The sequence below is a fragment of the Streptomyces sp. YS-3 genome, from assembly GCF_045257485.1.
GTDB lineage: Bacteria > Actinomycetota > Actinomycetes > Streptomycetales > Streptomycetaceae > Streptomyces.
Genome location: NZ_JBJHPC010000014.1, coordinates 25,443 through 35,160, shown reverse-complemented (window position 1 = coordinate 35,160; position 9,718 = coordinate 25,443). Strand labels below are relative to the sequence as shown.

The window sequence follows — 9,718 nt, the reverse complement described above, 5'->3', positions numbered from 1 at the left end:
GCTGACGGCGGTGCCCATCCAGTTACCGCCGCCTCCGCCGCCACCGGCCACCAGCAGCCGCTCGCTCAGGCCGTTGCCGCCCTGGCGTACATCTGAGGCGCCTCCTCCGGCGCCGCCGTCGGTGTCCGGATCGGTGCCCTTACCTGCGGCGCCCGAGCCGCCGTAGCCGCCCGAGCCGCCGACGTTGATCTGGAGCATCTGCCCCGGGGTGACCGACAGCTGGCTCTGGGCCTCCCCGCCCAGTCCGCCCGCGCTGCCGCCCGCGGGCCCGTCCTGGCCCTGGGCACCGAAGGCGTCCACACTGATCGAGTACACCCCGGCGGGCACGATGAAGGGCTGAGCGTCGCCGGTGTAGGCGAAGGTGACCGTCGTCGCGGCCAGTGCCGGTGGCGCGAGTGCGACCAGCCCGGCGCCGGCGAGCGCGAGCGCCATCGTGCCGGGCAGAACCAGGGTGGTCAGCCGTCTGGTCACACCGCCCCGGCGCAGTTGTGTTGTGGACGATCTGCTCTCGTGCGCGCGATGAGTTCTGGGTGATCTTCGTGACTTGAGTGACCTGAGTGACACGGGGATTGTCTCCCTTTCATGAGGGCTGCGGCTCTGCCCCGGCGGCCCCCCACGGGTCGACTGGACGCGACAGGCCGCCATGGCCCACCGCCCGCTCCTGCCCCAAGCATGAACGGACGCCGGTCCGGTGTTCCGTCCTCACCAGTGCTCCACGCGTGGCCTCCTGGTCACGCCCCACGCAGAGATCCTGAGGTGAGTCCGCTGCGTACCGTTCACAGATCAACGAGCATGCCCGCCCGGAACTCGCGCGGAAAGGAGTCAACAGGCCACAGTCACGGCGGACCGGCCCACGCCCCGGTCCTGGCCCACGCCCCGGTCCCGGCCCACGCTTCGGCCCCGGCCCCGGTCCGGTCCACCGGCCGTCACATCTCCGTTCCGGCCGATGCGGTCACCGTCCGTACCTCGGGTCACCGCCTCACCGCCCCTACTTGGTCGTGTGGGTCGGGTAGACCTGCACGTCGGTGTAAGCGCCCTTGATCTTTCCCGCTCCAGCAGGCCACTTCAGGGTTATGGTGTGGGTCTCATTGGGGGGCGTCACCAGGATGTTGGTCGGCGACGCGAGGCTCTTGCCTGTGGTGTTGATGTCGTAGGCAAGGTTGAAGACAGCGGCGTCGCCGGGCTTGAGGACGGTGATTCGCGGCTGGGCGTGGCCGCGCTCGATGGGGCTCGACGTGTGGTCGGCATCCTTGATGTCGACGCCGGCGAAGCCGGTGGCCGAGCAGGTGGTCGACCCCCGGTTGACCATGGTGATGTCGATCCTGCCCGAGACGTTGTCCGGCGCGGCGTTCTTGGCGCTGATGGCCAGGTCCGCCGTCTTGCAGAACGTGGCCTTGCCGTCGGCCTTCGCCTTGCCGCCGTTCTTCGACGCACCGTTTGTGGCTGCCTCTGCGCCGTTGTTCCCGCCCGAGCCCGTGTTCGCGTTGCCCGCCTGCGAGCCGTCGGACCCTGAGCCGCTGTCCGCCTTGGAGCCGGCGTTCGAGGACGAAGAGGACGCGGAGGAGGGGCCCTTGGAGGAGGATTCCTTTGCGGAATCGTCGCTGCCACAGGCGGTGAGCGACAGCGCGGCGGCAACGCCGACGGCAGCGAGAGCGGTGCTGCGGGTGTACTTCATGGTGTTCCCCCAGAAGTGGCGTGGTGCATGTGGTCTGAAGTATTTGTATCGCGCACCGAGTCACAGGCGGTCTGCTGCGATGTCTTCGTTCTGTCACAGGCAGGGGCCTTCGTCGTCGTGGCCGTGAGGCAGGCGCGGGCCGGAGCCCGAGATCACACAACAGGCGTGTCTCTATGTCGAGTTCAGCCCCTGCTTCGTGCGCCTGGTGCCGGTCGTGGTCGTGGAACGTTGCCGGTGAGGGGCGCGGGCCCGCGGTCTTCTGGTGCCCCGACCTTGTGCAGTGTGGCGAACTGCCGGTCGTGGTCGCATCCGTCGGGGCTGTCGCGGACGCGGAGGTAGAAGGGTGCCTCCACGTCGCCACTGGGAGACCGACCAGAGCAGCTCTCAGCTGTACAACCGTGGCCGCGACACCTGGGAATGCAACGGCGAAGGCCACCACTCCCTGCGCATCCGCCACAGCGGCGAGCGGCCGGTCTTCCCTTCCCCGTGCCCTGGAGTACGTCACCCTCTCCGGCTCCGGCAACGCCACCGCATCGAGCGCACCCGTCGCTCTGGACCGAACCAGCGCCTCACCCCCGGCACTCGCCTCCTACGCCGGCAAGCTCTACGCTGCGCACATCCGCCCCGGCGACCGCGCCGTCATGTGGGCGTGCTGGACAACGGCACCTGGTCCCCACCCGCGCAGATCGTCTACTAGCCAGCGACCACGCCCCGGCCCTGGCCGTGTTCAAGGACAAGCTGTACATGGCGCATATTGGGCTTGACGGAGCCGTGTACATGTCCGGCTACTCGGGCAGCGGACCGTGGGGCGCGGTCACCCAAGTGCCCGACGTGCGCACCGAACGCGCCCCGGGCCTGACGATCGACGGCCCGAATGTCCCCGAAGTGGGCGATCGGCTTGGTAGTCGTCCACCGCACCGGCAGCGGCGAGCCCATGCTCTCCTCGTCCCGCTACGACGAGGGGGACTGGTCGGTACTGGGCAGTTGGAGCGGCCGGTGGTCAAAGGCGCAATGGCCATCCTGGCAGAGCGTATTCTCCGGCTCCGTCGGCGCAATGGAAGGCGAAAACGGCCCTCGCGTCCCACAACGGCAAACTCCATATGATGGACCGCCGTTAACACCTATCCAGGTACCAAGGGGTGCCTCGACCCTTCGTAAGTGCGGCTCAAGAACAAGCTGAGTGCATGTTCCCTATCCGTGAGCTCGTCAGCGTTGATCGTTAACGTTAGGGTTGCGTTCTGTGACGAGAGCCTGGAGACGGATGGGTCGGGGAGGTTCACTGCGCTTGCCAGCGTGCGCTGTACTTGCCGGAGTTGTCGTCGCAGCGACGGGATGCACGACAGGTGCGCCGGACTCGGCTCCCGACGACATGGCGCCCGCGCCGCGGACGTACTTGTCGAAGGCGCTGAGCATCATGGAAGAGCACTCTTTGCTCCGTCACCGGATCGACTGGGACAACCTTCGAAGCAGGGCGTTCTCGCAGGCTCGCGGGGCGCAGAAGCCTGCAGACACCTACGGGGCGATCGTGTCGGCATTGAGGGCTCTGGGCGACCGGCACAGCATCTTCTGGGATCCGGGTCAGGCCAAGGAAGGCATGGAGCCGTCGACTTCCTCGTTCGGCGGTCTGGAAGGACGGTCCCTGACGAACGGCGTGGGGTACCTCTCCTTGCCTCGGGTGAACGGTTCCCAGAAGACGTACGACGCATACGTACGACAGGGCCGGGACGCTGTGACGAAGGCGGATCGGGCGGGAGCCTGCGGCTGGGTGGTGGACCTGAGGCCGGAGAGCGGTGGCGGCATGTGGCCAGTGCTCGCCGTGGTCGGGCCGATTCTGGGCGACGGGACGGTGGGTATGTTCGTCGATGCGGACGGCAAGAAATTGGTGTGGTCGATCAAGAACGGTGCCCCGTACCTGGACGGCAAACCGAAGGCCGGGGGTGCCAGCCGGCCCCTGGGCCGTCCCAGGCCGCCGGTCGCTGTGCTGACTGGTCGGCAGACAGCCAGTGCGGGGGAGGCCGTCGTCGTGGCTTTCCGGGGACGTCCGGACACTCGGTTCTTCGGGGAACAGACCCGTGGTGTCCCCACGGGCAACGACGCGCACCGCCTGTCCGACGGGGCCATGCTTCACGTCACCGAAGTCAAGAACGCGGACCGCACGGGCCGCACCTACGAGGAGGCGATTGGACCGGACGAGGAAGTCATCAAGGACCCCCGGCCGGTGGCCCGCCACCAGGATGCCGTCCTGGACGCAGCCCAGGACTGGCTGAACAAGCAAGCCGCCTGCCGACGACGGTGAACCTCTGTGCGGGGCGCCATGCAAATTCGTGGCTGAGTGCTGGCTGTTCCGGGGCGGTCAGCCGTCAACAGGGGACGGTTTCCTTCGCTATCTGGGGTCGTGCACCACGGTTAGGGCCGGAACCCGGGCGACTACCTGACCTTTCCCGGACTGGCATCCGCCCTCTGCTTGCTCCAAGCGGTTACTCGAACCGACCGTGTTGAACACCGACTTATGCCAGGAGGATTTCGCCGGTTATTGCCGTCGCCAGCACAAGATAGACGGCGCACGCGGCGTAATTCAGCACAGCCGTCGCTTTTGTGGAGCCGATGAGTCGTGCTTGGAAAAAGCCTGCCAAAACTCCAATGCAACCGTAAAGAACTACCTCCATCAGGATATTGATGGCACCGAGGATGGTCATCTGCAATTCGGGATTTTCTGCACTCCCGATGAACTGTGGTAGCACCGCGAGGTAAAAGAGAATTATTTTCGGATTCGTCAGGCTGACCAGGACTCCGCGCAGATACCACCTCCCTGTTGCGAGATCCTCGTATCCGTTGATCGCGCGACGCGCACTTCGCATTGTCACGTACGCCAACCAAAGCAGATAAGCTGCGCCGAGTATTCTCACCGAATCAAGCACCGAAGGGTGTGATCGGGCGATCTCCCCCATCCCGGCAACGACGGCGATGGCATAAACGCCCATACCCGTCCCTATGCCGAGGATGGCCCTCAGTGCGGACAGGCGGCCACCTTCAAGTCCCACTGCGAGCATGTAGGCCATATCGGGCCCGGGTGGAGCGAGAAAGAGCATGATCACTGCTACGTAGCTCGGCAGTACTGCTAAATCCACCATCGTCAACTACCTCCGGCTGTGGGGGTGGTGTGCCAGGAGCTCTTCGGTATCGGCAGTGATCGATCCGTGCCGAGCCGTCCCGGTCGGTGGTCGACGCTTGTTGTGACCTGAGAGGACCTGGGGGACCCGGGAGACGGGAGGCTCCCGAGTCGGCGCAGAACCACCTAGGACGGTTCTAACATGTTTGCGCTCCGGGTGGCAACCGGCTAAGGTGGTTCCGTGGCTACGGTCTATTTCCCTGAGTTTCGCCTGGGTAAACTGCTGGCGACCAGCTTCACGGGAACCCTGTCAGAGCGTTACGGTGAAGCCGTGGAGCGGATTCCTGTGCCCTCCCGGTTCGCGGACTGGTTGGCAGTCCATGGACTCGCGGTCGACTCGTGCACCCAGCCCCAGCTCGCCCGGGCTCGAGAGCTGAGGGAATCAATCCATGCAGCTGCTACCGCCGTTGCGAACCAGGACCCGCTTCCTTCTTCAGCTGTCCAAGTCATCAATGACTGCAGCACTCAGGGTCTGGCCTCGGTGATCTTGACGCCCGAGGGTGAGCGGAAATGGCGGCTGAGCTCTGCTGCTGTAGAAGATGCACTCAGTGTGATCGCCGGCGATGCGATCAGCCTCCTTGCGGGAGAGCGAGAGGGTAAGATCTCCTTGTGTGCATCGCCCACATGTCGAGCCGCCTTCTTGGACACCAGCCGAGGCGGCACACGGAAATGGTGCGACATGAATACGTGTGGAAATCGCGAGAAGAAGGCACGCTTCCTTGCCAACAAGCGCAATGTCTCAAGCCTTGCCGATTGACCGTTCCACGCGTTCAGAGTCAGACGCTCAGTGATGTCGCGGGTGAGTGGCAGCAGGTCGTGGACGTGCCGTACCGCGTAGAGATCGAACGACGGGGGTTCCGCCTCGTCCGTGAAGGCCGGCTCGTCCACGAAGCGGCGCAACTCTTCGGGAACCCGGTCTGGAGCTGATCCGGCGGTACCAGGTACTGTCCCTCAGCGATGCTTGGGAGCGGCCGACTGGATGTGAAGGATCAACTCGAGGCCGCCACCGGAATCCCTGCCTGAAATACCCGCCGAGTTGTGGCCTCAGCCGACCGTCGACCAGCTCAACAGTAGGGACCGGAGTCGGGGGACCCGCACCAGATGTACTGGCAGTCGGGAAGCACGGTCATGCCGAAGTCGTATACCGAGGGTTCGCCATGCTGTGCCCAGTGGTCGAGCGCGCGCATCGCTTCGTCGGCCAATCGGCGCGGTCCTCCCTGCTGGGCATGGGCCACGCCGTCTTGGCTCTGGTTGACGGTGGCCCAGGAGGAGTGTCCGTCGTGGAGGAATCCCGTGACAGTGTGGTCGTAGCCGGTCCGGGTGAATACCTCCACGTCAGGAAGACGGACACGCAAGGCGAACAGCACGTTCGCGTCGGTGAGTCGTCCGGGAGTGAAACCGAGGGCGCTCTGGTGGTCGGGGGGTCCGTCACCGCGGACCTGCCGCCAACCGCGCCGGGCAGGAGAGGCAGTGCGGCTGGGCATGAACGCGGCCAGCCCTTGCATCCACCCGGTTGCCGACTCGCCATCTTCGGCGACGGTCAGTGCGACATGCCCCAGACGTCCCCAGGGCGTGACGATCCGTCCCCCCGGCCGGGTCTGCGTGATCCACACCCAAGGCACGGACTCGACCGCATAGGTGGACACCACGCGGTCATACGGTGCGCCGTCGGGCCAGCCCGCCGCACCGTCGCCGAGCTGTACCGCTACTTGCGCGCTCGCGGCCTTCAGCCGGTCCTGCGCGGCGACCGCAAGGTCAGGGTCCACCTCGACGCTCGTCACCAGACCGGGCCCAGTCCGCCAGTCCAGCAATGCGGCATTGAGACCCTGACCGGTGCCGAGCTCAAGGACCCGATGGCCGGGCTCCAGCATGAGCGAATCGAGCATGTCCGCGATGATGGCCGGGCAGGACAGGCTGGAACTGGGAACGCCGTCGGTGACCTGGGTGATGGCCGGGGCATCCAGGCCTGCGTAGACCTCGGCGGTCCACCGCTGCGGATCACTCTTGCGGTCCACGGGGACATAGGCGTATCCGTCCCAGTGCCACAGCCGGTCCGGCGCGAACTCGTGCCGTGGGCGAGCTGCGAACGCCTCGCGTACCCACGGAGAGTCGGCAGGCCACGCGCCCCGCTTGTCCATTGCGGCAGCCATCAGGAGAGCGCGCCGTTCCTCATCGACCACGGTGCTACTTCCTGCGTGTCCCGGAGGGAGGAGGGGGCGGCGGTACCTGCCCGTCGCCATTGCCCGGCGGCGGTTCCCCCTTGCCCAGATCCGGATCAGGCTTGCGGTGATCACCCATCGGGTCTCCTTCGTCCAGCCGGGCAGATTCCCAGCATGGCGTGCCAGGGGAGCCCCACCGCGTGAATGCCGGAGGATGGCCGGAACCGACAAGCCCGCCCTCCCCTGGCGCGGCAGGGCGGTGCGGCCCCTGACATGGTGCGACCGTTGCCGCGGGTGATCCACTAATAGGCACGGCGCAACAAGTAGAGCTGTGCTTCCGCCCCGAGCGTCGCTTCGTGGACCAGCCCGATCGAGGCGCATTTCGGCCCGGGTCTCGCTGCGGCGGTTCACCCTCGTCAACGCCAGCCATCCGAACCACACGGTCAAGCCGCGCGCCTGCGAACGCGCCCGGATCGCCATCCGCACCGAGGAGGGCATTTTGCTGGATCGGCCGGTTACCACAAGCAGTGTGACCGGTCCACGATGAACGGTGATCCCGCCGAGGAGATTGATCATCGCCCGGTACTCGAAGACGATTTGGTCAACCCGTGCCGCTGCGCGTAGCCAGCCTTCCCAATACTCGGCCGCAGCGGCGGACGTAGAGGTTTTGGAACACCGGGACCAGGGGGAACACGGCATGGGTGTACCAGCGAGCTGGGCGGCTGAAGGCGGTGACGGTAAACCAGACCTGCCCGTTCTGGTCCAGTTCCACCAGGAACGCCTCTTCGCCACACTCAGGGTGACCAGGCAAAGTACCGTACGCAAACCCGACCAGTGACGGCTCTTCGGTCGCCCACACCACCTCGCACGGGGCGGCAAGTCCGAGCTTGCCTCTGCCCAGCAGCACCCGCACCGCAATTCCTGGCGCCGCCCGATCTGAGGTCACCGTTACGTCCACCCCGACGGCCCGGTGCATCCGCCAGGTCAGGACGCCTTCTCCCGCCGCGGTGAACACCTGTCGGCCAGAGCCGAGGCGGGTGCGATACCGAAGGTGTCGGTATCCGGCAGGTAGCGGGCCGTCCCCCGCTGTCGCACCAACCTCAGGGTAGGTGAATCCGTTCATCGGGGACCTGCCGCCGTCAGCTCGGGCAGCACGCCTCAGGGGAACTCGAAAGGAGTGACGGGTCATAGCGGAAGTCTGCCGTGCAGACTAAATCTGCACGTCGGCAGCCCCTGCCGACGTACCCCCGCCTCATCCGGAGCCAGCTACAGCCGGACGGCGACTTGGTAGGGATCACCAGCGAGTTCCTTGATCACGTCCCGTGGTGGGACGCCACCGGCGATCGCACGACACCGTGTCCAGCTTCATGTAGCGACGCTGCGACGCTCCTCGTCCGGGCGCAGGATCCGCTGTGGCGGTCGAGACGCCAGGGCGCGGTGCAACTGCGGTAGCGCAGCCCGGTCGGGCGCGTACTTGTGTCCCGGAACTGCAAGGCTGTCGGAGCAGGCGCGGTTGCGGGCCGCCTCACGGACAGCCGGAGCTACGGTCCTCTTCGCCGAACGCCCTGCTCCGACCATCCACCGGGCACCACCGAAGCAGGGGCGACTGAGTCGCGTGAGGGCCGCGGTTGAGTTGGCTGTTTTGCCGTTGGTGCGGCGACGGGACCCGATCCGCCGGGCGGTGTCCGCCTCCTCCCAGCGTTCGATCATTGCGTTGAACTCGGCCAGCGTGGCGACTGCGAAGCCCACGGAGCACTTCCTGGCCGCCGCCTACCGGGCCTTGTCAGTCGATGCCTACGGGCGCTATTCACGTGCTCCGGGAGCATCAGCACCCCCCTCGGCAACGGCTTCCACCACGCCATACCTAGCCTTCGCGCACATGCACAACCTCGCCATCCCGCCCCGCAATCACGACACTCTCCAACGCGCTTCAGCGCGCGAATCGAAGCGCGGCCAAGCGCCTGCATCGCCCGCCGCCTGCGCGGGGCTCCCGTGGGATCATCCATCCATGAGCAGCGACCTGGAAGTGAGTGCTCTGGCGATCAACGTCACGATCCCGCAGGCGCTCCGATGGACAGACACTCGACGTGGTGAAGCGTTCCAACTCACCACACTCAACATCAGACTTCTCCCGGACGGGCACCTCGCCGTAAAGGCCTATGGCCGGCCAGTCGGCGGTGGTCGGGGCGCATACGTATCGTTTCCCGTCCCCGACAAACCAGAACTGGCGGCTCTGGTCACCGCCGCAGCCGGCCGTGCCGGAACGTTGTGGGCTGCGCATCGTGGTCTCGGCTGAGCTCGACCCTGCGGGCAGACCGTGGCAGTTCTGGACCGTGCCCTCGCTGCGGGGCCTGGAGCGGTTGGGTTTCTTGCGTGGACGCAAGTGCAACTGACTGCTGATGCAGGGGATTTCCGCGCGGATCGCACCTGCCGAAACTCTGGGGCCAATGGTTGCGACGATGCTGGTGGCAGTGCCCCGCTCGACTGTTTTGTACGTGAAGACTCCGGCGGCTTCGGCCGCGTCGAGCGACTTCTTCTGTTGCGTTGTGGAGTTCCGCTGCAGTCCCGTCGCGACACTGCCGGGGTTTAGCGCGTTGGCGGAGATGCCGTCGGATGCCAGAGGCGACCTGTCTCGACGGCCAACGGAGAGCCCGCCGTCCTCGACTGGGCGTAGGCAACCTGCGGCGTTGCTGGGACGCGCTCGAAGGCGGGTGG

General features: G+C 66.2%; 8 protein-coding genes and 1 pseudogene. 3 read left to right on the top strand and 6 right to left on the bottom strand.

Features of this window, described 5'->3' with window-relative positions; genetic code table 11:
• Both ACJA3G_RS02850 and ACJA3G_RS02845 read right to left on the bottom strand, forming a co-directional pair.
• Positions 1–471: glycine-rich protein (locus tag ACJA3G_RS02850; protein ID WP_406551247.1), on the bottom strand; the 471-nt coding region annotated here is incomplete at its 3' end.
• 517 nt (positions 472–988) lie between these two features.
• Positions 989–1,675, bottom strand: a complete 687-nt coding sequence (locus ACJA3G_RS02845; RefSeq protein ID WP_406551246.1) for a DUF4232 domain-containing protein — start codon at positions 1,673–1,675, stop codon at positions 989–991.
• A gap of 1,414 nt (positions 1,676–3,089) precedes the next feature.
• Between ACJA3G_RS02845 and ACJA3G_RS02840 the strand changes: the two genes are divergently transcribed.
• Complete coding sequence (locus ACJA3G_RS02840; RefSeq protein WP_406551245.1) at positions 3,090–3,971, top strand: S41 family peptidase; 882 nt, start codon at positions 3,090–3,092, stop codon at positions 3,969–3,971.
• A 211-nt stretch (positions 3,972–4,182) separates the two neighbouring features.
• Here ACJA3G_RS02840 and ACJA3G_RS02835 read toward each other — a convergent pair whose 3' ends face one another.
• Complete coding sequence (locus ACJA3G_RS02835) at positions 4,183–4,806, bottom strand: LysE family translocator (protein WP_406551244.1); 624 nt, start codon at positions 4,804–4,806, stop codon at positions 4,183–4,185.
• Between the two features lie 219 nt (positions 4,807–5,025).
• Here ACJA3G_RS02835 and ACJA3G_RS02830 point away from each other — a divergent pair, with 219 nt between their 5' ends.
• Entirely contained in the window at positions 5,026–5,601 is a 576-nt protein-coding gene (locus tag ACJA3G_RS02830; protein WP_406551243.1) for a CGNR zinc finger domain-containing protein, read from the top strand.
• Positions 5,602–5,908: 307 nt separating this feature from the next.
• Here ACJA3G_RS02830 and ACJA3G_RS02825 read toward each other — a convergent pair whose 3' ends face one another.
• Together ACJA3G_RS02825 and ACJA3G_RS02820 are read right to left on the bottom strand one after the other, a co-directional pair.
• On the bottom strand, positions 5,909–7,024 hold the full coding sequence (locus ACJA3G_RS02825) for a protein-L-isoaspartate O-methyltransferase (protein ID WP_406551242.1): 1,116 nt from the start codon (positions 7,022–7,024) through the stop codon (positions 5,909–5,911).
• A 580-nt stretch (positions 7,025–7,604) separates the two neighbouring features.
• Positions 7,605–8,126 (bottom strand): DUF1990 family protein, encoded by a 522-nt coding sequence (locus ACJA3G_RS02820; RefSeq protein ID WP_406551241.1) that lies wholly within the window; start codon positions 8,124–8,126, stop codon positions 7,605–7,607.
• A gap of 885 nt (positions 8,127–9,011) precedes the next feature.
• Here ACJA3G_RS02820 and ACJA3G_RS02815 point away from each other — a divergent pair.
• Positions 9,012–9,299, top strand: coding sequence for a hypothetical protein (locus tag ACJA3G_RS02815; protein ID WP_406551240.1), 288 nt, complete (start codon positions 9,012–9,014; stop codon positions 9,297–9,299).
• Between the two features lie 144 nt (positions 9,300–9,443).
• Here ACJA3G_RS02815 and ACJA3G_RS02810 read toward each other — a convergent pair.
• Positions 9,444–9,709 (bottom strand): annotated as a pseudogene (locus ACJA3G_RS02810) (oxidoreductase); the annotation flags it as partial.
• Positions 9,710–9,718: the final 9 nt, after the last annotated feature.

Coding starts and splice junctions, on each gene's coding strand:
- ACJA3G_RS02840 (WP_406551245.1), top strand. CDS start 3,090: ATGGAAGAGCACTCTTTGCTCCGTCACCGGATCGACTGGGACAACCTT.
- ACJA3G_RS02820 (WP_406551241.1), bottom strand. CDS start 8,126: ATGAACGGATTCACCTACCCTGAGGTTGGTGCGACAGCGGGGGACGGC.
- ACJA3G_RS02815 (WP_406551240.1), top strand. CDS start 9,012: ATGAGCAGCGACCTGGAAGTGAGTGCTCTGGCGATCAACGTCACGATC.
- ACJA3G_RS02835 (WP_406551244.1), bottom strand. CDS start 4,806: ATGGTGGATTTAGCAGTACTGCCGAGCTACGTAGCAGTGATCATGCTC.
- ACJA3G_RS02845 (WP_406551246.1), bottom strand. CDS start 1,675: ATGAAGTACACCCGCAGCACCGCTCTCGCTGCCGTCGGCGTTGCCGCC.